Source organism: Streptomyces sp. NPDC002790 (assembly GCF_040295505.1).
Lineage (GTDB): Bacteria > Actinomycetota > Actinomycetes > Streptomycetales > Streptomycetaceae > Streptomyces.
Genome location: NZ_JBEOVM010000027.1, coordinates 11,716 through 35,838, shown reverse-complemented (window position 1 = coordinate 35,838; position 24,123 = coordinate 11,716). Strand labels below are relative to the sequence as shown.

The following is a 24,123-nucleotide window of genomic DNA, read 5'->3' as shown; positions in this document are numbered from 1 at the left end:
CGGGACGGTGGCCGTGGCCGGTGTCTGTGGGGTGCTCCCCCGCCGTCAGACCGCGGCTTCGGCGGTCTCCGGCAGGTGGAGCGCGAGCTGTTCCGTGAGGTCGATGACCTCGGCGATGTCACCGAAGTCCCGCGTCGCGGTGTCGACGGTCTTGCGGATCCGGGTGTTGACCCGCTCGGAGCGCACCTTCCTGGCGATCTCCAGGGCCTTCCCGGCGAGCACCGTGGACTGCTCGGGCTCCTTCTGCAGGAGGTGCACGGTCGCCATCCCGATCAGGTTCAACGCGTACGAACGCTGGTGCTCGGCGTCCTTCCCGAACAGCTCGACGGCGCGCTTCATCACGGGTTCGGCCATCGACGCGTACGTGGGGCTGCGGCCCGCCACGTACGCGAGATCCCGGTACGAGTGACTGTTCTCGCCGTGCAGTTCGGCCTCGGAGAAGAAGCGGATCCAGTCGGGGTCCGGGTCGTCCCAGTCGTCCGCGTCCGTGAAGGTGTCCTCGGCCATCCGCACGGCGCGCTTGCACTTGCCGGGCTGCCCCATGTTCGCGTACGCGCGGGCCTCCATCGCATACAGCATGGACTGGGTGCGGGGACTGGCGCAGTCGCGACTGCCGTACTGGGCGAGGTGGATGAGTTCGAGGGCGTCATCGGGACGGCCGAGGTGAATCATCTGCCGGCTCATACTGCTGAGCACGTACGAGCCGAGCGGCTTGTCGCCCGCTTCCTTGGAGGCGTGCAGGGCGAGCACGAAGTACTTCTGGGCGGTGGGCTGCAGGCCCACGTCGTAGCTCATCCAGCCGGCCAGCTCGGCGAGCTCGGCGGCGACCTTGAACAGGCGCCGCGTCGTCTCCTCCGGCTGCGGCTCCTGCAGCAGGTCGGTCACCTCGTGGAGCTGGCCGACGACGGCCTTGCGGCGCAGGCCGCCGCCGCACTGGGCGTCCCACTGGCGGAACATCACCGTGGTCGACTCCAGGAGGTCGAGCTCCGGCTTCGACAGCCGGTTCCCACGACGCTGCGTGACCGGCTCCGGCTCCGGCCTGGCCGAGGCGCCGGGGGTCGGCACCAGCCAGCGCTGCATCGGCTCGATCAGCGAGGGGCCCGCGGCGAGCGCGAGCGAACTGCCGAGGAAACCGCGGCGCGCGAGCATCAGGTCGCTGCGGGAGAACTCGCCGATGAGCGCCACGGTCTGCGGGGCCGTCCAGGGCAGATCGACACCGGACACCGAGGGCGCCTGGTGCGCGGCGCGCAGGCCGAGGTCCTCGACGGCGACGACGCAGCCGAAGCGCTCGGAGAACAGCTCGCTGAGGATCCGCGGGATCGGCTCGCGCGGGTTCTCCCCGTCGAGCCAGCGGCGCACGCGCGAGGTGTCCGTGGAGATGTGGTTCGCCCCCAACTGCCGGGCCCGCCGGTTCACTTGGCGCGCCAGCTCGCCCTTGGACCAGCCACTGCGCACGAACCACGAACCGAGCAGCTCGTTCGGGCGCTTCTCGGCGTTCGTGACGCCACCGCCGCTGCCGCCCACTGGAACGCCCCCATCCCTGCCGTCTAAGCCGCTGTGTGTGAAGCCCCGTCGACCATTGTTCTCCACACTCTTGCCCGCAAGCCCTACCAGGATGCCGTCAAACCCGGCTCCCCGTCCGGCAGTTGTCACTCCTCGAACAGGAAACCGACTTGCCTCCGGCATACCCACGGGTGCGTGCACCCTGAGGGCTCATGCACTGAAAGTAATCCTACGATCACCCCTCCGGCGAGGGCGAACACGGAAACGCCACCATTCGCCACCCCTTCGAATGAACCCAGCAGCCGCCCCACGCGATTCACTTGACATACGACAGCCGGAAGTAGGCGGACGAGGGTGGACGGGGGCGCGCGACACCGGGCGCACCACCCCGAATGCGAATCGGCTCCGGTCCGGCCGGGGCGGCGCGCACATCGGGTAACGATCCGATTCCGCCGCGTAACCGTCGGCGTACGGGATGTGTTGGAGGGGGCATGGGCTTCACGATCGGCGGCATGCGTGAGATGCGCACCGGCTCACGTCGCCGCGGCCGCACGTCCGGCCGCGCTTCGGACTGCACCACGGTGGCGGAGTTCACCGGCCTCTGGGGCTGGGACGTGGTGCCCGGCGCCCGCGCCGTCGGCTCCGCGTGCTCCTGCGGAAAGGCCGACTGCCCGGCTCCCGGGGCCCACCCCCTCGACCCGGCCGCGCTGGTGCCGGCGGGGGCCACGCTCGACGAAGTGACCGAGTCCTGGGGCCGGTTCCCCGGCGCCGCGGTGCTGCTGCCGGTCGGCCGGGCCTTCGACGCGATCGATGTACCGGAGGCCGCGGGCCGCCGGGCCCTGATCCGCCTGGAGCGCATGGGCGTCCCGCTCGGACCGGTCGTCGCCACCCCGCAGGGCCGCGCCCACTTCTTCGTGGCACCGGGAGCCGCGGCCGAACTCCCCACGCTGCTCTACCGGATGGGCTGGGACGACGCGGCCCTCGACCTGCACGCGCTGGGCGCCGGCGCGTACGTCACGGCCCCGCCGTCGGACCGCGGGGGGCTCGGCCCGACGTCCTGGCTGCGGCCGCCGTCCCTGGACACCGCGAGCCAACCCCCGCAGGCGAGGCTCCTGTTGGGAACGCTGGCCTACGTGGCGCACCGCTCGCCCTGCGCATAACAAAGGCGGGGAACCACGACCGGCAACAACCGGACCGCAGTTCCCCGCCAAGCACGAAGAGCGCCTCCGCTAGTCTCCGATAAGCGCATCCACGAACGCCTCCGGCTCGAACGGCGCCAGGTCGTCGGGGCCCTCGCCGAGACCCACGAGCTTGACCGGCACGCCCAGCTCGCGCTGCACGGCCACGACGATGCCGCCCTTGGCCGTACCGTCCAGCTTGGTCAGCACGATGCCCGTGATGTCGACGACCTCGGCGAACACGCGGGCCTGGACCAGACCGTTCTGCCCGGTCGTCGCGTCGAGGACGAGCAGCACCTCGTCGAGCGGAGCGTGCTTCTCCACGACCCGCTTGACCTTGCCGAGCTCGTCCATGAGGCCGGTCTTGGTGTGCAGCCGGCCCGCGGTGTCGATCAGGACGACGTCGGCGCCCTCCTCGATGCCCTCCTTGACGGAGTCGAAGGCGATGGACGCCGGGTCGCCGCCCTCGGGGCCGCGCACGGTGCGCGCACCGACCCGCTCGCCCCACGTCTGCAGCTGGTCGGCGGCGGCCGCACGGAACGTGTCCGCGGCGCCGAGCAGCACGTTCTTGCCGTCGGCGACGAGCACGCGCGCGAGCTTGCCGGTGGTGGTGGTCTTGCCGGTGCCGTTGACACCGACGACCATCACGATGCCGGGAGTGGTCCCCTCGGTGGCGAAACCCTCGGTCTTCACGGTGCGGTCGAACTCGGGGACGAGCAGCTTGAGGAGCTCCTCGCGCAGCAGCGCGCGCAGCTCGTCCGGCGTGCGGGTGCCGAGCACCTTGACGCGCTCACGCAGGTTCTCGACGAGCTCCTGGGTGGGCTGCACGCCGACGTCGGCGGTGAGCAGCGTGTCCTCGATCTCCTCCCACGTGTCCTCGTCGAGGTGCTCGCGGGACAGGAGGGTGAGCAGGCCCTGGCCCAGCGCGTTCTGCGACCGGGAAAGGCGGGCGCGCAGCCGCACGAGACGGCCCGCGGCGGGCTCCGGTACCTCGACCTCGGGAGCGGCGGGCTCCGCGGCGGCCGGGGCCTCGGGTTCCTCCTCTACGGCCGGCTCGGCGGTGGGGAGGTCGACCTCTTCGATCGTGCGCCGCGCTTCGTCGCGCGGCGTCTCGGCCTCTTCGCCGACGTGCGGCTCGGTGGGCGGGGCGGTGGTGATGTCGGGCGCCGACGGCGGGGACGGGGGCAGCTGCTTCTTCTTGCGGCTGCCGATCACGAGCCCGCCGAGCGCACCGATCACGACCACGGCGATGACTACAGCAAGGATGACGGTTTCCATAACTCGTCCAGTATCAGCCATGGGCCCCGCCCAAGCCGTGTTCGTACCTTCACCCAAAGGACAAAGGGCTCCGACGGGTTCGACTCGGACTAAAGTACGATGGCAGTCGCCGCATCAACGCGCGTAGAGTCCAACGCGATCAGGACACCACGCCGGATCGCGACAGCACTCCACAAGGGCCCTGCGGGCCCGTCACCCCCCACCGGCTCGCTGTCCCCCACGGCCGAGCCGAGCGAGAGGCACGGAACCCCACCGCATGAGCAAGACCGCCGAAGCCGAAGGCGCGCTGGAGACACGCGGCATCGAGCCCGTCCCCGACGCCGAGCGCACCGCCAAGACCCGCGAGCTCTTCCCCACCTGGGTCGCCGCCAACATCAGCGTGCTTCTTCTCACGATGGGCGCGAGCCTCGTCGTGAGCTACAAGCTCAACTTCTGGCAGGCCATCGTCGTGGCCATCGCGGCGCCCATCGTGTCGTACGGCCTCGTGGGCCTGATCGGCATCGCGGGCAAGCGTGGTGGGGCTCCCGGTATGGCGCTGTCCCGCGCGGTGTTCGGTCAGCGCGGGAATCTGCTGCCCGGTTCGCTGATCTGGGTCGCGCGCTGGGGCTGGGAGACGATCAACGCGGTGACCGGCGCGTACGCCGTGCTCACCGTCCTGGACATCCTGTTCGGCATCAAGCAGAACAACTTCCTGGTGATCGTCACCCTCCTGGTGTTCGTGTGCGTCACGTTCGCGATCTCGGGCCTCGGCATCAACGTCGTACAGAAGTGCAATAAGTACGCGACGTACTTCTTCGGCGTCTTCTCGGTCCTGGTGCTGATCTACCTGGTCATCAACACCGACTGGTCCGAGGTCTTCGGGCAGCGCGCCGGGCAGACGTCGCTGATGGTCGCGGGCATCGGCATGATCGCCGCCGGTGGCGTCAGCTGGATCCCGTCCTCCCCCGACTTCACCCGTTACCTGCCGCGCACCGCCTCCACCAGGGGGATCATCGGGAACTCGATCGGCGGCGCGGGCATCGTCGTGCTGCCGATGGTTCTGATGGGGGCCGTGATGGCGGTCTCCACCCCGGACCTGGCCTCGGCCCAGGACCCGGTCTCCTTCCTCGGCGAGATCCTGCCGATGTGGATCGCGGTGCCGTACCTGCTGATCGCGCTGGTCGGCATGCTGCTGATCAACGCCATGTCGATGTACTCCGCCGGGTTCACCGCGCAGACCCTCGGCTTCAAGGTGCCGCGGCACTGGGCCGTCTCCATCAACGCGGTGATCTCGCTGGTCTTCGGCGCCATCCTGATGCTGGTCGCGACGAGCTTCATGAGCTCGTTCATCTCCTTCCTCTCGCTGCTCGCCGTGGCCTTCTCCGCCTGGGTCGGCGTCTTCGGCGCGGACATGTTCACGCGCAAGCACTACGACGCGGCGGCCCTGATCGACACCACCCGCACCAGCGCGTACTGGTACAAGGGCGGCTTCTCCCCCGCCGCGTGCGTCGCCTGGGCGGTCGGCCTGGTCGTCGGCCTGCTGTTCACGTCGTCGACCTGGTTCTCGGGGCCGCTCGCCTCGAACAACTTCATCGGTGAGTACGGCCTCGGCTGGATCGTCACGATCGTCGTCTCCGGCCTGCTGTACCTGGCGCTGCCCAAGCCGGCCGACACCACCGGGGCCCCGGCCGAGGCCGACGCGGCCGAAGCCATGGCCTCCTGACGCTCCGTCAGCTAACGTCCCCCTCCACACATCCGGCTGCACGCCTCGCGGAGGGGGACTTTTCCATGCCCGTGTCCGTCGTACGGTTCAACCTCGTCGACCCCGCCGGCACACCCGAAACACTCGCCGCCCGCTACCAGGCGGCCGTCGAGATGGCCCGCTACGCCGACGAGCAGGGCATCGACACGGTGCAGACCGAGGAGCACCACGGCGTCGCCAACAACTGGCTGCCCTCGCCCTTCACCTTCGCGGGCGCGGTCCTCGGCGCCACGAAGCGCATCGCGGTCACCGTCTCCGCGATCATCGGCCCGCTGCACGACCCGCTCCGCCTCGCCGAGGACATCGCCGTGCTCGACCTGGTCAGCGGCGGCCGCCTGGTGACAGTCTCCGGGATCGGCTACCGGCCCGAGGAGTACGCCCAGTTCGACGTGGAGTGGAAGCGCCGCGGAAAGCTCCAGGACGAGCTGCTCGAAACGCTGCTCAAGGCCTGGACCGGCGAGGAGTTCAGTTACCGGGGCCGCCGGGTCCGGGTCACCCCGCGCCCGTTCACCCAGCCGCACCCGCTGCTCCTGGTCGGCGGCTCCTCGCAGGCGGCCGCACGCCGGGCGGCCAGGCTCGGCCTCCCGTTCTTCCCGAGCGCACATCTGCCGGAGATCGAGGCGTACTACAAGGAACGCCTCGAGGAGTACGGGACCGAGGGCTGGACCATGATGCCCGGGAAGGTGACCCCGCTCCTGCACCTCTCCGACGACCCGGACCGCACCTGGGCCGAGCACGGCGAACACTTCCTGCACGAGGCGCAGACGTACGCGTCCTGGCAGTCGGGGGACATCAAGTCCGCGGTGAAATCCGGGGCATCGACGGTCGACGAGCTGCGGGCCGAGGGCGTCTACCGGGTGCTCACGCCCGACGAGTGCGTGGCGCAGGGGCTCGACAACTACATCCTGCATCCGCTCTCCGGCGGCATGCCCCTGGACGAGGGCCGCCGCAGCCTGCAGCTGTACTGCGAAAACGTACTGCCCCGGCTCAAGGACCAGTGATCGGGTCGATGAGCCGGGGCAGTGACGTCAGCGGGGAGATGGCAGCGGGGACTTGACCCATCTCCCCGGGTCCCGGGGAGGGAGGCGTGACGGTCAGACCGTCTCCGCCTCCTCCAGTGTCTTGCCCTTGTACTCCTTCACGAACTTCAGGGTGAAGGGGATGGAGAGGGCCGCGAACACGGTGTAGATGACGTACGTACCGCCCAGGTTCCAGTCGGACAGGGACGGGAACGTCGCGGTGATGAGGTAGTTCGCGATCCAGTTGAACATCGACGCGACGCCGATGGCGGTGGCACGGATCTTCGGCGGGAACATCTCGCCGACCATGACCCAGAGGATGACGCCCCAGCTCATCGCGAAGAAGAAGACGAACCAGTGGGCGGCGATCAGGGCGACCCAGCCCTGCGCGGTCGGCAGCTGGCCGTTGACCAGGTCGGAGGAGAACGCCCAGGCCTCGCAGCCCAGACCGATGACCATGCCGACGGAGCCGATGAGCGCGAGCGGCCTGCGGCCGACCCGGTCGATCAGGAGCATCGCCACGACGGTGCCGATGATGTTGATGATCGACGTCGTGAACGAGTAGAAGAACGAGTCCGTCGGGTCGACGCCGACCGACTGCCACAGAGTCGAGGAGTAGTAGAACGCGACGTTGATGCCGACGAACTGCTGGAAGACCGCGAGGCCGATACCGACCCACACGATCGGCTTGAAGATGAAGCTGCCCTTCAGGTCCCTGAAGGTCGACAGGCGCTCGTTCTTCATGCCGTGCTCGATCTCGGCGATGCGGGCCTCGGCGTCGGCGCCGTCGCCCTCGACCTGCCGGACGACCTTGCGGGCCTCTTCGGACCGTCCCTTGGCCAGCAGGTAGCGCGGCGACTCCGGGATCATGAAGGTGAACACGCCGTAGAGCGCGGCCGGGATCACCATGATCCCGAGCATCACCTGCCAGGCCTCCAGGCCGAGCAGCTCACCACGCTGGTCGCCGCCCGCGGCGTTCAGCAGACCGTAGTTGACCAGCTGCGAGACGGCGATGCCGAGCACGATGGCGGCCTGCTGGAAGGAGCCGAGCCGGCCTCGATAGGCCGGCGGCGCGACCTCGGCGATGTACGTCGGGCCGAGCACCGAGGCCATGCCGATGGCGAAACCGCCGATGATGCGCCACAGCATCAGATCCCACAGCGCGAACGGCATGGACGAGCCGAGGGCGCTGATGATGAAGAGCACGGACGCGATCTGCATGCACCGCACGCGACCGATCCGGTCGGCGATCCGTCCGGCGGTCGCCGCGCCGACGGCCGAGCCGAGCAGCGCGATGGCGATGACCTGGGCGAGGGTCCCGGAGCCGATGTCCCACCGGTCACGGATGGCTTCGACGGCTCCGTTGACGACTGAGCTGTCATAGCCGAAGAGGAAGCCACCCATGGCGGCACCTGCCGCGATCAAGGTGACACGTCGGAGATTGCCGGGCTGTTCCTGCCTGGCTCCCGTTGTCGGTGCCGCACTGCTGGTCACATGTACTCCTCGGGCCACCGGCCTCGCTGCCGGGGGTGGGGGCGAGCCCTTCAGATCCGATTCCAGTGGCGCACACGTTCACGCCACCCACCACCTGAAGGTAAAAGCAACGTTGCAGAGACTATGCCTTCATGTTTTGAAGTCAATACTTCGGGTCCTGTGAATTTCAGGCATGGGAGTGTCGCAACATGTTCAAGACTTGAACACTGCTAGGGGGTCCAGGGCGACGGTCTAGCTCAGCCGCTGGCTGATGACCTTCGACACACCGTCGCCCTGCATGGAGACGCCGTACAGCGCGTCGGCGACCTCCATCGTGCGCTTCTGGTGCGTGATCACGATGAGCTGCGAGGCCTCCTGCAGCTCCCGCATGATGCCGATGAGGCGCTGCAGGTTGGTGTCGTCGAGCGCCGCCTCCACCTCGTCCATCACATAGAACGGGCTCGGCCGCGCCTTGAAGATGGCGACGAGCAGCGCCACCGCGGTCAGGGACCGCTCACCGCCCGAGAGCAGGCTCAGCCGCTTGACCTTCTTGCCCGGCGGGCGGGCCTCGACATCGACACCCGTCGTGAGCATGTTCTCGGGGTCGGTCAGGACGAGCCGCCCCTCACCGCCGGGGAACAGCCGGCTGAAGACGCCCTCGAACTCGCGCGCCGTGTCCCGGTAGGCCTCGGTGAAGACCTGCTCGACACGCTCGTCGACCTCCTTCACCACTTGAAGCAGGTCGGCGCGCGTCTTCCGAAGGTCCTCCAGCTGCTCGCTGAGGAACTTGTGGCGCTCCTCGAGCGCCGCGAACTCCTCGAGCGCAAGCGGGTTGACCTTGCCGAGCTGCTGGTACGCGCGGTCCGCGGACTTGAGCCGCTTCTCCTGCTCCGAACGAACGAACGGGCGGGGGCTGTTACGCGGGTGCTGCGGGTCCTCCGGCAGCTCCTCGCCCTCGGCGGGGAGCGAGGGCGGTACGAGCTGGTCGGGACCGTAGTCCGCGACAAGTCCGGCCGGTTCGACACCGAGTTCCTCCAGCGCCTTGGTCTCCAGCTGCTCGATCCGCAGCCGCTTCTCGGCGCCGAGTACCTCGCCCTTGTGGACCGAATCCGTCAGCTTGTCGAGTTCTTCCTTGAGATCGCGGCCGCGGGCCCGCTCGGTGCCGAGCTCCTGCTCCCGCGCCGCCTTCGCCCGCTCGGCGAGGGTCCGCTCCTCGTCGGCCCGGGTGATGGACACCTCGACGTGCGCGAGCAGCTGCCGGGTGCCGGAGGCGACGGCCTCGGCGACGGCGGCCTCGTACTGGCGGCGGGCGCGCTGTCGCTCGGCACGCGCGCGTGCGTCGCGCTCGGCGCGGGCGGCCCGGTCGAGCGAGTCGGCGCGGCCCGCGAGGCCCTTGACGCGCTCCTCGTGGGTACGTACCTGGAGGCGCGCCTCCATCTCCGTCTGCCGCGCGTTGGCCCCGTCCGCGGAGAGGCGGTCGCGCACGGAGGTGTCGGGTTCCTCGTCGGCGGGCAGTTCCTCGGCCACCGCGAGGCGCTCCGCCAGCTCCTCGGCGTCCGCCGCGGCCTGCTCCAGCGCGTCCTGCGCCTTGGCCGCCGCGGCGGCGCTGCGCTCGGCCTCGCCCGCGGCGCCGCGGGCCTGTCCGGCGAGTGCGCCGAGCTGCTGGGCGCGGCCGGAGCGCTCGCGCTCCATGACCCGCTGCTGCTGCCCCAACTCCTCGACGAGTGCGGCGCACTCGGTGCGGCGTTCGGCCGCGGTGTGCTGTGCCTCGGCCCAGCGTTCGCACTGGGCGGCCAGCTCCTCCAGTTCGGCGGCGGCCTCGTCGACGGATGCCTGCACTTCCAGGAGGCTCGGTGCGCCGGCCGAGCCGCCGTGTGCGAAGTGTGCCCCGAGCAGGTCCCCTTCGGCGGTCACCGCGGTCAGCTCGGGCCTGGCGTACACCAGGTCCTCGGCGTCCTCCAGGGTTCCTACGACCACGGTGTCGCGCAGCAGGCGTCGTACTGCGGACAGCAACTCGGCGGGGCCGCGGACGAGTTCGGCGGCGTCGGGGTGCGGGCCCCGAGGGCCGGTGTGCGCGGCACCGCTGGGGCTCTGCCCCAGACCCCGCGCCTCAATCGCCGGCGGGGCTTGATTTGTGCGGCCCGCAACGGAGCCCTCAAGGGAAGCGCCCAGCACCGAAGAGGCTTGGTTTGTGCGGCCTGTAGCGGAGGGGTCAGGGGGAGCACCCTGAAGGGAAGCGGCTTGGTTGGTGGAGACCGTAGCGGAAGCGTCCAGCGGCGGAGAGGTGGGGGAGGCGGGGCCGGTGGGGTCGGAGCCCGGGTCGGATGTCAGGAGCAGGGACGCCCGGCCGGCGTCCTGTTTTCGGAGGAGGCGGATGGCGTTGGCGGCGGCTGTGGGGGTGGTTACCGCGATCGCGTCGGCGGCCGCGCCGAAGGCCGCCGCCAACGGGACCTCGTAGCCCGGCGCCACCGACAGCAGCTCCGCGGCCGGGCCGAGTAGCCCGGTCAGCCGGTCCTTCGCGTCGAGGAGCGCACCCGTGCCGTCCTTGCGCCGCAGTCCGAGCGCGAGCGCCTCGTGGCGGGCCGCGAGGGCCGCGCGCCCCCGCTCCCCGGACGTGGCGGCCTCCCGCGCGGCAGTGAGCGCGGCCTCCGCCTCCGCGAGTGCGGCCCTGGCCTCCTCGTACCGCGTGGACAGCTCCTCGTCACCGGCGTCGAGCCCGTCGACCTCGGCCTGCAGCTGCTCGTACTCCTCCTGCGCGGTGACCGCCCGCTGCCGCGCCTCGTCCCGGGACGCCGCGAGCCGATCGATCTCGGACTGCGCGGCGGCGGCCCGCGAACGCGCGGCGTTGGCCTGCCCCTGAAGGCGGGCGAGACCCTCCCGCCGGTCGGCGATGGCCCGTGCGACATCCTTGAGCCGGCGCTCCTCGGCCACCAACTCCCGTTCCATATCGGCCCGGTGGGAGACCGTCTCGTCGAGCGCGATCTGCGCCGCTTCGAGGGCGGCCTCCAGCTCGGCCTCCTGCTCGCGCACCCGCGCGGCCTCGCGCTCCAGCTCCTCGGGCTCACGCCCGCGCCGCTCCTCGGTGGGCGCCGACGTGGCGCTCTTGACCCGCGCGTCGGCCAGCGACACCGTCCCGCGCACCCGCTCGGCCAGCTGCGACAGCTCGTACCAGGACTGCTGCGCCCGCTGCAGCCGGGGCGTCAACTGCCGGACCGCGTCCTCCAGGTGCCCCTCCCGCAGCAGCGCCTTCTTCAGCTCCTCCTCGGCCGCGCTCCTGCGCCGCTTCAGTTCCGCCTCGTCGGCGACCTCGGCGCTGAGCGCTCCCCGCAGCCGTACGAGGTCGTCCGCGAGCAACCGCAGCCGCGCGTCGCGCAGGTCGGCCTGGATCACGGCGGCCCGCCGCGCGACGGCGGCCTGTCTGCCCAGCGGCTTCAGCTGCCGCCTCAGCTCCTCGGTCAGGTCCTGTACGCGCGAGAGGTTGGCCTGCATCGCGTCCAGCTTCCGCAGCGCCTTCTCCTTGCGCTTACGGTGCTTGAGGACGCCCGCGGCCTCCTCGATGAACGCCCTGCGGCCCATGGGGTCGGCGTGCAGCACGCCGTCGAGCTGGCCCTGACCGACGATGACGTGCATCTCGCGGCCGATGCCGGAGTCCGACAACAGCTCCTGGATGTCGAGAAGTCGACAGGTGTCGCCGTTGAGCTGGTACTCGCTGCCGCCGTTGCGGAACATGATCCGCGTGATGGTGACCTCGGCGTACTCGATGGGCAGCGCGCCGTCGGAGTTGTCGATGGTGAGCGAGACCTCGGCGCGGCCGAGCGGCGGCCGCCCGGTGGTGCCGGCGAAGATGACGTCCTCCATCTTGCCGCCGCGCAGCGACTTGGCGCCCTGCTCCCCCATGACCCAGCTCAGGGCGTCCACGACATTGGACTTGCCCGAGCCGTTCGGACCCACGACACAGGTGATGCCCGGCTCGAACCGCAACGTGGTGGCCGAGGCGAACGATTTGAACCCGCGCAGGGTCAGGGCCTTGAGGTGCACGCCGTCGGACTCTACCCGGCACCCCTGTCTCACTCCATGAACCCACGGTTTCACCCGGGAACATGCAGGGCACATCAGACGTAGAGAACGTCAGGGGAAACGGTGCGCGGGGGCGCCTGGGAGCAGGGTCGAGAGAGAAAAGGGACGCCGAAGCGTCCCTTGGATGGCTCTGTCGAGCGGCTGTTTACGGGCGGCGCCCGACCACCCAGATCGCTGGGAGTGGTCAGGTGAGCGCAGGCTCCGCCTGGGGTACGTCGATACCCTCGATGAGAGAGTCGTGAGAAGCGGCAGCCGCGAGCGTGTCGTTCTCGGCCTGAATACGGCCGAGCTCGGATTCGAGATCCTGGACGCGCTGCTGGAGCCGTCGCATCTCGGCGAGAAGTCGCGGGTCGCTGCCGCCGACGTAACCGAGAAGCGCCTTTGCCATGATGGATGGTCCTCCACAATGCGTGACCGACCGAAGCGGTGTGGGTCGTGAGGGAATCGCACCCGCGGTGCTTGGCACTTCTTGTATTGCTGCCGTTCTCACATGCCAAACAGCTAAGGTGCGCGGGGACTTCCAGAGTCTCACCAAAAAGTTTGACGGTCAACACGATCACGCCCCGTATTGGCGGGCAAACCGGGGGCTTCGCGCCGCAGAACCTGCGGTACGGCCTCACGTTCGGGGCCCGGGGGCGTAGAGATCATCCGTTCCCGCGGAGCCTGCCACGAGTCCCCGTTCTTGGCAACCACCAGGGCGTTTCTGCCGCACGCAGGTGCCCGCGGCACTTCCCGCACCCCCTCCCCCGGGCCCACCTGCCGTAACGACTCAGCGAATGGCAAACCCGTCGTAGCCGCCACGGGGGGTGTCCCAGATCTCAGTCACACCATCGACCCGGCCGGGTGTGTCGTCGCCATGGAGCCAGTCGAGCAGTTGCTGACATCCGTCGCTCGGCCCCTCGGCGACCACCTGGACACGCCCGTCCTCCAGATTGAGAGCAAAACCACTCAGGCCGCCGATCTCCAGCGCACGTGCACGGGTGAACCACCGAAAACCCACACGTTGGACGCGCCCCCGCACCCAGGCGGTGATCCGTACTTCTTCGTTCATGGGTGCACGCTAACCGGCCAAAAGCACTCGGAGCACTTCGCCCACTGGGGAGTTGGGGTAGCGTCCCCGACCATCGCGCCTCACTCGTACGAGTGAGAAGCACGCACAACAGTGACGACCCCGCGAAGATCCAGAGGACGAGGAAGGCAAGGACATGGGACGCCACCGACGCTCCGCCGCCGGCCGCCCGCACGCGAGCGACTTTGCGCAGGGCTACGCGGAGTACCCGCCGCACCCCACGCCTCCCGCCCAGCCCGGCACCTCCCACCACCGCAAGAGGCGCGACGGCGTCCCACTGCGCACCAGTCTGCTCGGCGCCTCGGCCGCGGTCGCGATGGGCGCGGTCGCGGTGACCACGGGCCTGATACCGGGGGGCGGCGGCTTCAAGTTCGGCGGCGACAGCGGCAGCAGGGTGCAGGCCGCGGACTCCCCCGACGTCACGGCGCAGGGCGGCACGAGCGGTGCGGTCGACGACCGGGCGCCGTCCGCCGCGAGCCGCGACACCGAGCGGGCCACGCCGTCCGCGACGCCGTCCCGCTCCGCCTCCAGCGCCGCGCCGCGGTCCTCCGAACCGTCGAAGCGCACGCAGCCGTCCCGGTCCGCGGACGACAGCGGTACGAGGACGAAGAGCGCGAGCCCATCGACGTCCGCCCCCGCTGCGCCGGCGCGGACGAAGGCGCCCTCCTCAGCGGGTGGCGGCTCGGCGACCTCGTCGGAGAAGGCGGCATCGACCCAGGTCCTCGCCCTCGTCAACCAGGAGCGCTCCAAGGTGGGTTGCTCCCCGGTGACGGCGGACAGCGGACTCGCCTCACTCGCCACCGCGTTCAGCGACGACATGGCCGCGCGGGACTTCTTCGACCACACGGACCCGGACGGGGCGACGCCCTGGGACCGCGCCAAGAAGGCGGGCATCACGGACCTCGGCGGCGAGAACATCGCGCGTGGCCAGGCCAACGCCCAGTCGGTCATGGACTCCTGGATGAACAGCCCCGGCCACAAGGCGAACATCCTGAACTGCGACTTCAAGACCTTGGGCGTCGGCGTGCACTTCGGCTCGGGCGGGCCGTGGTGGACGCAGGACTTCGGCTACTGACGCATCGCGAACCGCTTACGCGATCGTGCGCGGCGGGCGCTGACAGCGCGGGCAGTAGTAACTGGACCGATTCATCCACGCGCGCCGGCGCATGGGCGTCGAACAGCGCCGGCACGGCAGCCCCTCGCGCCCGTACGCGTCGAGCGACCGGTCGAAGTATCCCGACTCCCCGTTCACATTCACGTACAGGGAGTCGAAGCTCGTCCCGCCGACGCTCAGCGCCTCGTTCATCACATCCCTTACGTGGCCCAGGAGTTCGGCCGTGCGGGGGCGGGTGAACGTGCCCGTGGGGCGCTCGTAGTGCAGCTTCGCGCGCCACAGTGCCTCGTCGGCGTAGATGTTGCCGACGCCGCTGATGAGGGACTGGTCGAGCAGGGCCCGCTTGATGGTGCTGCGCTTCGCGCGCAGCGCGGTGTGGAACGCGGCGTCGTCGAAGAGCGCGTCGAGGGGGTCGCGGGCGATGTGCGCGATGACGTCCGGGAGGCCGTTGTCGTCGGTTTCGTGCAGCGAGAGGCCGCCGAAGGTGCGCTGGTCGACGAAGCGCAGCTCAGTGTCGCCCGCCGCGGTAGCGGCCGATGTCTGCGTGTCGGCGAAGCGGATGCGGATGCGCAGGTGCTTCTCGTCCGGGGCGTCGTGCGGCTGCACCAGGAGCTGGCCGCTCATGCCGAGGTGGGCGAGGACGGAGGTGTGCGAGTCCTCCAGGGGCAGCCACAGGTACTTGCCGCGGCGGCTCGGCTCGCCGATCGTCCGCCCCTTGAGCCGGGCCGCGAAGTCCTCGCCGCCCGCGATGTGCCGGCGCACGGAGCGCGGGTGCAGCACCTCGGCCTCCGCGACGGTCCGATGCGCCACCCACCGCTCGAGACCGCGCCGGACGACCTCCACTTCGGGCAACTCTGGCACGGGGGTCCTCCGGACGGGAGCGGGTGGGCTGGGCCCGGGGAGCGTATCGCGCACGCCCCCGGGTCCTGCCGGACGGGCCTGCTCAATCGCCGCAGGGGCTATAAATAGCCCCGCCGGCGATTGAGGCGCGGGGGCCGGGGCGGAGCCCCGGGGGCGGGGGGAAATGCGAAGCCCGCCCCTACCGGGTGGGCCGGTTAAGGGCGGGCTCAGGAAGCGGAGCGGTTACGCTCCGGGGGCCGTATCGACCACCGCAGCCGCAGCCTCGGCCCGCTCGTCCGCCGCAGCGCGAATCGCACGCCACGCGGACTCAGCGGCCTGCTGCTCCGCTTCCTTCTTGCTGCGGCCGGTGCCGGTGCCGTACGAGACGCCTCCGACGCGGGCGGCAGCAGTGAAGGTCTTCTCGTGATCCGGGCCGGTTTCGGAGACCAGGTACTCGGGCACGCCGAGCCCCTCCGTCGCCGTCAGCTCCTGGAGACTGGTCTTCCAGTCCAGGCCGGCACCGAGATTCGAGGACTTCTCGATGAGCGGGTCGAACAACCGGTGGACGAGTTCGCCCGCCGCGTCCAGACCCTGGTCCAGGTACACCGCACCGATCACCGCTTCAAGGGTGTCGGCGAGAATCGACGCCTTGTCCCGGCCACCCGTGCCCTCTTCGCCCCGGCCAAGCCGGATGAAGGAGCCCAGGTCCAGCCCACGGCTGACCCCCGCAAGTGCACGCGAATTGACCACCGCGGCCCGCAACTTGGCCAGTTGGCCTTCAGGCAGGTCGGGGTGGGTTCGGTAGAGAGTGTCGGTGACCACGAGGCCGAGGACCGAGTCGCCCAGAAACTCCAGGCGCTCGTTCGTCGGCAGGCCACCGTTCTCGTACGCGTACGAACGGTGCGTCAGCGCACGCACCAGAAGGGCGGACTCGAGCTTGTACCCGAGCCGCCCTTCCAGAAGCGTGTGGGACGAGGCTGTCGTGTCCACCTTTTTCTTGGCGTCATCCGCCTTCTTGGGGCTCGACACTGTGCCTCTCACCAGCCGCTCAGACCTCGAGGACCTGGCGCTTGTTATAGGTGCCGCAAGCCGGGCACGCGATGTGCTGCAGCTTGGGCTCCTGGCAACGCTCGCACGAAACCAGGGTGGGGACCGCAGCCTTCCACTGCGACCGGCGGTGGCGCGTGTTGCTGCGCGACATCTTCCGCTTCGGAACAGCCACGGCTACTTCTCCTGCTTCTCGTCGACGCCCGCTTGCGCTTCGGCGCCGCTCATCTCGTCCTTCTCGCCGTCCTGGATGGTGCCAGCGAGTCCCTGCAAAGCCGCCCAACGGATGTCGACGGCGTCATGGTGGTGGCCCGGCTCGTCCGAAAGCCGCACTCCGCACTCGGAGCACAGACCTTCACAGTCTTCCTGGCACACCGGCTGCATCGGCAGTGCGAGCACCACCGCATCACGCAGCACCGGCTCGAGGTCGAACAAGCCGTCCTCGAGAAAGAGCGTGTCCTCGTCGTCCTCGGCGTCGTCGGCCGGTTCCGCCTTTGCGCGGCCCCGGTCGTCGGCGTCAGGGTACGAGAACATCTCCTGGAAGTCCGCGTCGACCTCTTGGACGACCGGCTCCAGACACCTTACGCACTCCCCCTTGGCCGATGCACGGGCGGTGCCTGTGACAAGCACACCTTCCATGACCGACTCCAGGCGGAGGTCGAGCTCCACCGGGGCGCCTTCCGGCACCTCGATGACTCCCAGGAGGCCGAACTCCTTGGGAGCGTCGATCGTGCGGGACAGCCGCTGCATGGCACCAGGACGCCGACCCAGCTCGTGCGTATCGAACACGAACGGGTTGCGGTGGTCGAGGTGGGTGTTCAGGGCTGGTCCTGCTTTCGTTCTTCGAAGCTCATGTGGGGTGCCGCCCCGAAATATCCGGGCAGCTCGGAACGCACGTGCTACGCGCGACCGAAGAACCAGAGTACTGGACCTTTGGCTCACGGCCCAATCTGCCCCTTGAACCCGGTACGGGACCGGCTCAGCGCCCCTGCTCGTACTGGCGCATCTGTTCCAGGCTGATCATGCTCGTGTCGAACAGACTCGTCTCGTCGAGCGCGCTGTCCTGGGCCTGCGGCTGGAGCTGCTGGGGATCCTGCTGGTGCTGTTGGTACGCGTACGGGTCCTGCTGCTGGTGCTGTTGCTGCTGATACGCGTACGGGTCCTGCTGGTACGCCGCGTACGGGTCCTGCTGGTAGGTGCCGTAGGCGTCCTGCTGGACGTAGGGCTGCTGCTGGTAGCCGCCGTACGGGTCCTGGCCCTGCTGCGCGTACGCGGGCGCGGGCTCGGGGGCCTGGGACGGGATCTGGGGGGCCTGCGGGGGCTGCGGCTGCTGCGGGGGCTGGGCCGCGGCCGACTGCTGGGCCTGGGCGCCACCGATGTCGGCGAGGCCCGCCAGGTAGTCGGCGTCGCTGGTGTGCGGCTGCCCCTCGCCGTCCAGGGTCAGCGTGCCGAGGTCGTCGCTGGCGATGCGGCCGTGCAGCTTCTGGCGGCCCTTGCCGACGGCGTCGAGCGTCTTGGCGAGCACCGCCTCGAAGGCGCCGAGCTTGGTGTCCACGTACGCGTCGGCGTCCTGGCGCAACGTCTCCGGGTCGTGGCTGCGCTCGGGGGCGTCCTCGTCCTCGTAGCCCGCCTCGTCGACGCCCGGTCCGGTGCCGAGCAGCTTTTCGCGGCCGCGGCCGACCGAGCCGAGCGTCTTGTTGAGGACGACCTCGAAGTTGGCCAGCTTGGAGTCGACGTAGTCGTCGGCCTCCGCGCGGACCTCCTCGGCCTCCTGGCGGGCCTCGGCGAGGATGCGGTCGGCCTCCGCCTGGGCGCGGTGGGCGATCTCCGTGTCGGCGATCAGGGTGCCGCGCTCGGCGTGCGCGCCCTCGATGATCCGCTCGGCCTCGGCATGGGCCTGCTCGACCATCTGCTCGCGGCCGCCGATGAGCTCCTGGGCCTGGGCGAGGGAGCCGGGCAGCGCCTGGCGCACCTCTTCGAGCATCGCCAGCAGGTCGGCGCGGTTGATCACGCACGAGGCCGACATGGGCATCGAGCGCGCGCCGCCGACCGTGCCGACGATGTCGTCGAGCTTCTTCTGCACGTCCACCGTGTGCTCGCCACTCTCTCGTCTAGACGCCGGAATCGGCTGGGGTGTTGGAGACGGACGAGACGACTGTAAGCCCAACGTGCGGGTGCGCGTCACTTCTTGGGAAGGCGCTCCGTCAATGCCTCGTGGACCTGCGCCGGAACCAGGTGCGAGACGTCGCCGCCCCAGGCCGCGACCTCCTTGACCAGGGAGGACGACAGGAAGCTGTACGTCGGGTTGGTGGGGACGAAGAGGGTCTCCACGCCGGACAGGCCGTTGTTCATCTGGGCCATCTGCAGCTCGTAGTCGAAGTCGCTGACGGCGCGCAGGCCCTTGACGATGGCCGGGATGTCGCGCTGCTTGCAGAAGTCGACGAGGAGACCGTGGAAGGCCTCCACCTCGACGTTGCCGAATTCGGCGGTGACCTCGCGGATCAGGTCGATCCGCTCGTCGACCGTGAACAGGCCCTGCTTCGACTGGTTGATCATCACTGCGACGTGCACGACGTCGTAGAGCTTGGAGGCTCTCGCGATGATGTCGACATGGCCGTTGGTGATGGGGTCGAACGACCCCGGACAGACTGCGCGGCGCACGGGAAGTCCCTCGCTCTCCGGTCCGGTCATCGTGCGTCGTCGCACGTGAGGGTGGTGTTCAAGGCGGCGCGACCGTACCAAAACGTGCCCTCGCCGTAGCGACGGGACCTCAGGTCATCGAAGCCGTCGGGCCACCGGAATTCGCCGCCTCTGGTGCTGCGTTCCACGGTGACGAGTGCTTCGTCCGCGAGCCAGCCCCGCGTGCGGAGTGTGAGCAGAATCTCGCGAAGATCGTCGTCGGAGACGGCGTACGGGGGGTCGAGAAAGACCAGGTCGTAGGGGGCGGTTGGGGGCGGGCCCGCGAGGATTTGTGCCGCTTTTCCGGTACGTGCCTCTGCTCCTGGCAGGCCGACGGCGCGGATGTTCTCGCGGATCGTGCGGGCGGCGCGGGCGTCGGCCTCGACGAGGAGTGCGTGGGTGGCGCCGCGGGAGAGTGCCTCCAGGGCGACGGCGCCGGAGCCGGCGTACAGGTCGGCGACGCGGGTGCCGGCGAGGCTGCCGCCGAGGAGGGCCTGCCAGGTGGAGAAGAGGGCCTCGCGTGCCCGGTCAGAGGTGGGGCGGGTGCCGGTGCCTGGCGGCACGGTGAGGCGGCGTCCGCCGGCGGTTCCGGCGATCACGCGGGTCATCGCGCTGGTACGTCCTTGTCCTTGGGCGGATATCGGTGCGGCCCCAGTTTGTCAGCCACGCCCCCGGTACCGCCTGTCGGCACCCGTCCCCCTACGCCACGGGGCTCCGCCCCGGCCCCCGCGCCTCAATCGCCGGCGGGGCTCCAAAAGATCGGGGCTCTGCCCCGCACCCCGCTGCTCAATCGCCGCAGGGGCTTGAGCAGGCCTTTCAAACCGGTGCGGCGGCATGGGCACTTCGAGCCCCTGCGGCGATTGAGCAGCGGGGTCTGGGGCGGGGCCCCGGGAGGGTGGCGTTGGGTCAGCCCTTGTCGAGGTACTGTTCGCGGTCCTCGTCGAGCAGCGCGTCCAGGGCGATGCGCAGGGCCGGGAGGCGGTCGAGGGCCGGGTCGGCTGTGACCACCTTCGTGGCCTCCTCCCGCGCCGCCGCAATGACCTCCTCGTCCTCGATCACGGCCAGCATGCGGAGCGAGGAGCGGACACCGGACTGGGCCTGGCCGAGCACATCGCCCTCACGGCGCTGTTCCAGGTCGATCCGGGAGAGCTCGAAACCGTCGAGCGTGGCGGCGACCGAGCCCAGGCGGGCCCGCGCGGGGGCGGCCTCCGGCATCTCGGTGACCAGGAGGCACAGGCCCGGCGCCGAGCCACGGCCGACACGGCCACGCAGCTGGTGGAGCTGCGAGACGCCGAACCGGTCGGCGTCCATGATCACCATCGCCGTCGCGTTCGGCACGTTCACCCCGACCTCGATGACGGTCGTCGCCACCAGGACATCCGTCTCCCCCGCGGCGAAGCGGCGCATCACGGCGTCCTTGTCGTCGGGCTGCATGCGGCCGTGCAGGACCTCGACCTTGAGGCCCTGGAGCGGTCCGCGCGCCAGCTCCTCCGCGACGTCGAGCACGGCGAGCGGCGGCCGCTTCTCCGCCTCGTCCTCGGCGGACTTCTTGGCCTTGCCCTTCTTCTCGTCCTCGTCGTCGCCGATGCGGGGGCAGACCACGTACGCCTGGTGCCCGTTCTCCACTTCCTCGCGTACGCGCTCCCACGCGCGCGCGAGGAAGTGCGGCTTGTCCGCCGCCGGGACCACGTGACTGGAGATCGGCGAGCGGCCCGCCGGAAGCTGGTCGAGGACGGACGTCTCCAGGTCGCCGAAGACCGTCATGGCGACCGTGCGCGGGATCGGCGTCGCCGTCATGACCAGGAGGTGCGGCGGCTGCTTGCCCTTGGAGCGCAGCGCGTCGCGCTGTTCCACACCGAAGCGGTGCTGCTCGTCCACGACGACCAGGCCCAGATCGTCGAACTGCACCTTGTCCTCGATCAGCGCGTGCGTGCCGATGACGATGCCCGCCTCGGCCGTGACCAGGTCGAGCAGCGCCTGGCGGCGGGCGGCCATGCCCATGGAACCGGTGAGCAGGACGACCTTGGTGGCGTGCTCGGCCCCGCCCAGCATCCCGCCCTGCGCCAGCTCGCCCATCATCTCGGTGATGGACCGGTGGTGCTGCTGGGCGAGGACCTCGGTGGGCGCGAGCATCGCGGCCTGACCGCCCGCGTCGACGACGGCGAGCATGGCGCGCAGCGCGACCATGGTCTTGCCGGAGCCCACCTCGCCCTGGAGCAGCCGGTGCATCGGGTGCTCGGTGGCCAGGTCGTCGAAGATCTCCTTGGAGACCTTCTGCTGGCCGTCGGTGAGCGTGAAGGGGAGCTTCGCGTCGAAGGCCGTGAGCAGGCCGTCCGGCTTCGCCGCACGCGCGGCGGCGGTCAGCTGGGTCTCCGCGAAGCGGCGCCGGGCGAGGGCCACTTGGAGGACGAACGCCTCGTCCCACTTGAGGCGGTCCCGGGCGCCCGCGACGTCGTCCTTCGTCTGCGGCCGGTGGATCTTGAGCAGGGCCTCGGGCAGCGGGACGAGGCCGCGGCCCTCGCGCAGCGACTCGGGCAGCGGGTCCTCGGCCTCGCGCGCGCTGGGCAGCACCAGGTCGACGGCCTTGGCGATCTTCCAGGACTCCAGCTTGGCCGTGGCCGGGTAGATCGGCAGCAACGCCCCCGCCCACGAGCCGACGGCTTCGGCCGCCTCGTCGGAGGACTCGGCGTTGAGCAACTGGTAGGCGGGGTGCGCCAGTTGCATCTTCCGGTTGAAGACCGAGGCCTTGCCGGCGAACATGGCGCGCGTACCGGGCAGCAGGTCCTTGTGCGGCTTGTGGATGCCGCGGCCGAAGAAGACGAGCTGGAGCTGGCCGCTGCCGTCGGTGATGGTGACTTCGAGGCGCTGGCCCCTGCCGCCGTTGAACTTCAGGATGCGGGCGGTCGCGACCTGCGCGACGACCGTCACATGCTCGTCGAGCGGCAGCTCCGCGAGGCGGGTGAGCTCGCCCCGCTCCGCGTATCTGCGCGGGTAGTGGTGGAGCAGGTCCCCGACCGTGTGCAGGCCTAGGTGCTCGGCCATCACCTTCGCGGTGGCGGGGCCGAGCACCTTCTTCAGTGGTTCTTCGAGCGCGGGCACGAGATCCATTGCACACCACGCCACTGACAATGGCCGAACGCATCCGGCGAAACGGGCCTCAGCCCATCTCGGGGACCGGCGTCACCAGCTTCCCGTGCGCCAGGTACGCGGTCAGGTTGTCCAGCGTCAGCCGTTCCATCTCGTCACGGGTCTGGACGGTGCCGCTGGCCAAATGGGGCGTGAGCACCACGTTGTCCAGGGCGAGCAGCGGCTGGGGCACGTGCGGTTCGGCGGCGAAGACGTCGAGGCCCGCGCCCGCGAGGCCGCCGTTGGTCAGGAGGTCGACGAGCGCCGCCTCGTCGACCACGCTGCCGCGCGCGATGTTGACCAGGTAGCCCTCCGGGCCGAGCGCTTCGAGGACCTCGCGGGAGACGAGCCCACTGGTGGCGGGGCCGCCGGAGGTGGCGATCACCAACACGTCTACGGAGGCGGCCAGTTCCGCGGGCGAGGCGGCGTACGCGTAGTCGACGCCGGGCACCTCGCGGCGGCTGTGGTAGCTGATCGGGCAGCCCATGGCCGCGAACCGTGTGGCGATGGCCCGCCCGATCCGGCCGAGCCCGAGCACGCCGATCCGGGCGCCGCTGACCCGCCGCGCCAGCGGGACGGGCCCCTCACCCGGCCAGCGGCCGGCGCGTACGTAGCGGTCGGCGGCGGAGATCCCCCGCAGCACGTCGAGCGTCAGCCCGAGCGCGGTGTCCGCGACGCAGTCGGTGAGCACGTCGGGGGTGTTGCTGACCACGATGCCGCGTTCCACGGCGAGGCCGACGTCGGTGGTGTCGTAGCCGACCCCGAAGTTGACGACGGCGCCGAGGCGCGGCAGGGCGGCCATGAGGCCGGTGCCGACACCCGCACGGCCGGAGGTGACGACGACGCCGACCTCGTCCGCGTACTCGGCCAGGAAGGTGTCGCGTTCGGGTCCTTCCTTCGGAAGGACAAGGGCGTCGTACGTGCTGCGCAGGGTCTGCGCGAGGGAGGGCTTCAGCGAGCCGACCGCGAGGACGCGGCCGGCGGCGGCGGAGGACGTGGTCATGCGGTAACTCCTTCCCGGACCGGCTCGCGGTCCAGGGCCGGTTCAGATCACTTTCTTGACGAGCGCGGCGAGTTCGCTGTGCTCGGCCTCGGTGAGGTCGGTCAGCGGCGGGCGCACCGGGCCCGCGCCGTGCCCGGAGACGGTGAGGGCGGCCTTCACGATCGACACCGCGTAGCCGGGCTGCCGGTCGCGGATGCCGATGTACGGCAGGACGAACTCGCGCAGCCGGTCGTAGACCTGCGCCGTGTCGTGGGCGCGCACGGCCGCGTAGAAGTCGCAGGCCCACTGCGGGGCGAAGTTGAAGATGGCCGACGAATAGGTGGTGGCGCCGAGTTCGAGATAGGGCAGGGCGTAGGTCTCGGCCGTCGGCAGTCCCCCGATGAGGACGAGCCGCCCGTCGTGTTCGGCGTGCAGCCGGGCCATGAGGTCGATGTCGCAGACGCCGTCCTTGAACCCGATGAAGTTGGGGAACCGGGCGACGAGCCGGTCGACGGTCGGCGCCTTGAAGCGGGCGTTGGCCCGGTGGTACACGATCACGCCGAGCGAGGTGGCCGCGCAGACCCTGGCCACGTGTTCGTAGAGCCCCTCCTGTCCGACCTCGGTGAGGTAGGGCGGCAGCAGCAGGATGCCGTCGGCCCCGAGCTCCTCCGCCCGCCGGGCCATCTCCACCGCGGTCGCCGTGCCGTATCCGGCCGCCCCGATGATCGGCAGCCCGTCCCGCGCCTCGGCGACGCTCGCCCGCAGCACCGCGTCGACGTCGGTGTGGCTCAGCGAGAAGAACTCGCCGGTGCCGCCCGGGGCGAAAAGGCCCGCCACGTCGTACCCGGTCAGGCGCTGCAGGTGCGCGCGGTAGGCCGGCGCGTCGAAGGAGTGGTCGGGCGTGGTGTGGGTGACGGGGAAGGACAGCAGACCGGAGCCCAGGACACGGCGCAGATCATCGGGCGAGAAGCGGGCCATGGGGCGGCTCCAGGGTCGT

At 70.3% G+C, this 24,123-nt stretch carries 20 protein-coding genes; 4 read left to right on the top strand and 16 right to left on the bottom strand.

Annotated features, from left to right (window positions below; translation table 11 throughout):
* Positions 1-45 precede the first annotated feature (45 nt).
* On the bottom strand, positions 46-1,524 hold the full coding sequence (gene nsdA, locus ABT004_RS15390) for a transcriptional repressor NsdA (protein ID WP_351336282.1): 1,479 nt from the start codon (positions 1,522-1,524) through the stop codon (positions 46-48).
* A gap of 470 nt (positions 1,525-1,994) precedes the next feature.
* Here nsdA and ABT004_RS15385 point away from each other — a divergent pair, with 470 nt between their 5' ends.
* Positions 1,995-2,663: a bifunctional DNA primase/polymerase gene (locus ABT004_RS15385; protein ID WP_351336279.1), complete on the top strand. Its 669-nt coding sequence runs from the start codon at positions 1,995-1,997 to the stop codon at positions 2,661-2,663.
* A gap of 69 nt (positions 2,664-2,732) precedes the next feature.
* Here ABT004_RS15385 and ftsY read toward each other — a convergent pair whose 3' ends face one another.
* Positions 2,733-3,959, bottom strand: coding sequence for a signal recognition particle-docking protein FtsY (gene ftsY / locus ABT004_RS15380; RefSeq protein ID WP_351336276.1), 1,227 nt, complete (start codon positions 3,957-3,959; stop codon positions 2,733-2,735).
* Between the two features lie 256 nt (positions 3,960-4,215).
* On the opposite strand from ftsY, the gene ABT004_RS15375 reads away from it, so the two are divergent.
* Together ABT004_RS15375 and ABT004_RS15370 are read left to right on the top strand one after the other, a co-directional pair.
* Positions 4,216-5,661 (top strand): cytosine permease, encoded by a 1,446-nt coding sequence (locus ABT004_RS15375; RefSeq protein ID WP_351336273.1) that lies wholly within the window; start codon positions 4,216-4,218, stop codon positions 5,659-5,661.
* Between the two features lie 65 nt (positions 5,662-5,726).
* The gene (locus ABT004_RS15370; RefSeq protein WP_351336271.1) at positions 5,727-6,701 is read left to right on the top strand and encodes an LLM class flavin-dependent oxidoreductase; all 975 of its coding nucleotides are present in this window, start codon (positions 5,727-5,729) and stop codon (positions 6,699-6,701) included.
* A gap of 93 nt (positions 6,702-6,794) precedes the next feature.
* Here ABT004_RS15370 and ABT004_RS15365 read toward each other — a convergent pair whose 3' ends face one another.
* From ABT004_RS15365 to ABT004_RS15350, 4 genes are all read right to left on the bottom strand, one after another.
* Positions 6,795-8,213, bottom strand: a complete 1,419-nt coding sequence (locus tag ABT004_RS15365) for a sugar porter family MFS transporter (RefSeq protein ID WP_351336269.1) — start codon at positions 8,211-8,213, stop codon at positions 6,795-6,797.
* A gap of 231 nt (positions 8,214-8,444) precedes the next feature.
* Complete coding sequence (locus ABT004_RS15360; protein ID WP_351336266.1) at positions 8,445-12,230, bottom strand: SMC hinge domain-related protein; 3,786 nt, start codon at positions 12,228-12,230, stop codon at positions 8,445-8,447.
* A 223-nt stretch (positions 12,231-12,453) separates the two neighbouring features.
* Entirely contained in the window at positions 12,454-12,657 is a 204-nt protein-coding gene (locus ABT004_RS15355) for a hypothetical protein (protein ID WP_351336264.1), read from the bottom strand.
* A gap of 381 nt (positions 12,658-13,038) precedes the next feature.
* Positions 13,039-13,320 (bottom strand): acylphosphatase, encoded by a 282-nt coding sequence (locus tag ABT004_RS15350; protein WP_351336261.1) that lies wholly within the window; start codon positions 13,318-13,320, stop codon positions 13,039-13,041.
* Between the two features lie 154 nt (positions 13,321-13,474).
* Between ABT004_RS15350 and ABT004_RS15345 the strand changes: the two genes are divergently transcribed.
* Positions 13,475-14,413 (top strand): CAP domain-containing protein, encoded by a 939-nt coding sequence (locus ABT004_RS15345; protein ID WP_351336258.1) that lies wholly within the window; start codon positions 13,475-13,477, stop codon positions 14,411-14,413.
* Positions 14,414-14,428: 15 nt separating this feature from the next.
* Here ABT004_RS15345 and mutM read toward each other — a convergent pair whose 3' ends face one another.
* From mutM to ABT004_RS15295, 10 genes are all read right to left on the bottom strand, one after another.
* A complete protein-coding gene (gene mutM, locus ABT004_RS15340; protein ID WP_351336256.1) occupies positions 14,429-15,313 on the bottom strand; it encodes a bifunctional DNA-formamidopyrimidine glycosylase/DNA-(apurinic or apyrimidinic site) lyase in 885 nt (294 codons plus the stop codon).
* Between the two features lie 222 nt (positions 15,314-15,535).
* Positions 15,536-16,333, bottom strand: a complete 798-nt coding sequence (rnc, locus tag ABT004_RS15335) for a ribonuclease III (protein ID WP_351336254.1) — start codon at positions 16,331-16,333, stop codon at positions 15,536-15,538.
* A gap of 7 nt (positions 16,334-16,340) precedes the next feature.
* Positions 16,341-16,514, bottom strand: a complete 174-nt coding sequence (gene rpmF, locus ABT004_RS15330; protein ID WP_030361955.1) for a 50S ribosomal protein L32 — start codon at positions 16,512-16,514, stop codon at positions 16,341-16,343.
* A gap of 2 nt (positions 16,515-16,516) precedes the next feature.
* Positions 16,517-17,215 carry a YceD family protein gene (locus ABT004_RS15325; protein WP_451188188.1) on the bottom strand — a complete coding sequence of 233 codons (699 nt, stop codon included), beginning with the start codon at positions 17,213-17,215 and terminating at the stop codon, positions 16,517-16,519.
* A gap of 103 nt (positions 17,216-17,318) precedes the next feature.
* Positions 17,319-18,428, bottom strand: a complete 1,110-nt coding sequence (locus tag ABT004_RS15320; protein ID WP_351336251.1) for a F0F1 ATP synthase subunit B — start codon at positions 18,426-18,428, stop codon at positions 17,319-17,321.
* A gap of 92 nt (positions 18,429-18,520) precedes the next feature.
* Positions 18,521-19,000: a pantetheine-phosphate adenylyltransferase gene (coaD, locus tag ABT004_RS15315; protein WP_351336249.1), complete on the bottom strand. Its 480-nt coding sequence runs from the start codon at positions 18,998-19,000 to the stop codon at positions 18,521-18,523.
* 26 nt (positions 19,001-19,026) lie between these two features.
* A complete protein-coding gene (gene rsmD / locus ABT004_RS15310) occupies positions 19,027-19,626 on the bottom strand; it encodes a 16S rRNA (guanine(966)-N(2))-methyltransferase RsmD (RefSeq protein WP_351336246.1) in 600 nt (199 codons plus the stop codon).
* A gap of 298 nt (positions 19,627-19,924) precedes the next feature.
* The gene (gene recG, locus ABT004_RS15305; RefSeq protein ID WP_351336243.1) at positions 19,925-22,126 is read right to left on the bottom strand and encodes an ATP-dependent DNA helicase RecG; all 2,202 of its coding nucleotides are present in this window, start codon (positions 22,124-22,126) and stop codon (positions 19,925-19,927) included.
* 49 nt (positions 22,127-22,175) lie between these two features.
* Positions 22,176-23,147, bottom strand: coding sequence for a 2-hydroxyacid dehydrogenase (locus ABT004_RS15300; protein ID WP_351336240.1), 972 nt, complete (start codon positions 23,145-23,147; stop codon positions 22,176-22,178).
* Between the two features lie 42 nt (positions 23,148-23,189).
* Positions 23,190-24,104, bottom strand: a complete 915-nt coding sequence (locus ABT004_RS15295) for a 5-dehydro-4-deoxyglucarate dehydratase (RefSeq protein WP_351336238.1) — start codon at positions 24,102-24,104, stop codon at positions 23,190-23,192.
* Positions 24,105-24,123 lie beyond the last annotated feature (19 nt).

Excerpts from the sequence above, each read along its gene's own strand:
- ABT004_RS15300 (WP_351336240.1), bottom strand. The coding sequence starts at position 23,147 with ATGACCACGTCCTCCGCCGCCGCCGGCCGCGTCCTCGCGGTCGGCTCG.
- ABT004_RS15355 (WP_351336264.1), bottom strand. The coding sequence starts at position 12,657 with ATGGCAAAGGCGCTTCTCGGTTACGTCGGCGGCAGCGACCCGCGACTT.
- ABT004_RS15345 (WP_351336258.1), top strand. The coding sequence starts at position 13,475 with ATGGGACGCCACCGACGCTCCGCCGCCGGCCGCCCGCACGCGAGCGAC.
- ABT004_RS15350 (WP_351336261.1), bottom strand. The coding sequence starts at position 13,320 with ATGAACGAAGAAGTACGGATCACCGCCTGGGTGCGGGGGCGCGTCCAA.
- ABT004_RS15375 (WP_351336273.1), top strand. The coding sequence starts at position 4,216 with ATGAGCAAGACCGCCGAAGCCGAAGGCGCGCTGGAGACACGCGGCATC.
- ftsY (WP_351336276.1), bottom strand. The coding sequence starts at position 3,959 with ATGGAAACCGTCATCCTTGCTGTAGTCATCGCCGTGGTCGTGATCGGT.
- ABT004_RS15295 (WP_351336238.1), bottom strand. The coding sequence starts at position 24,104 with ATGGCCCGCTTCTCGCCCGATGATCTGCGCCGTGTCCTGGGCTCCGGT.
- ABT004_RS15370 (WP_351336271.1), top strand. The coding sequence starts at position 5,727 with ATGCCCGTGTCCGTCGTACGGTTCAACCTCGTCGACCCCGCCGGCACA.
- rsmD (WP_351336246.1), bottom strand. The coding sequence starts at position 19,626 with ATGACCCGCGTGATCGCCGGAACCGCCGGCGGACGCCGCCTCACCGTG.
- recG (WP_351336243.1), bottom strand. The coding sequence starts at position 22,126 with ATGGATCTCGTGCCCGCGCTCGAAGAACCACTGAAGAAGGTGCTCGGC.
- ABT004_RS15385 (WP_351336279.1), top strand. The coding sequence starts at position 1,995 with ATGGGCTTCACGATCGGCGGCATGCGTGAGATGCGCACCGGCTCACGT.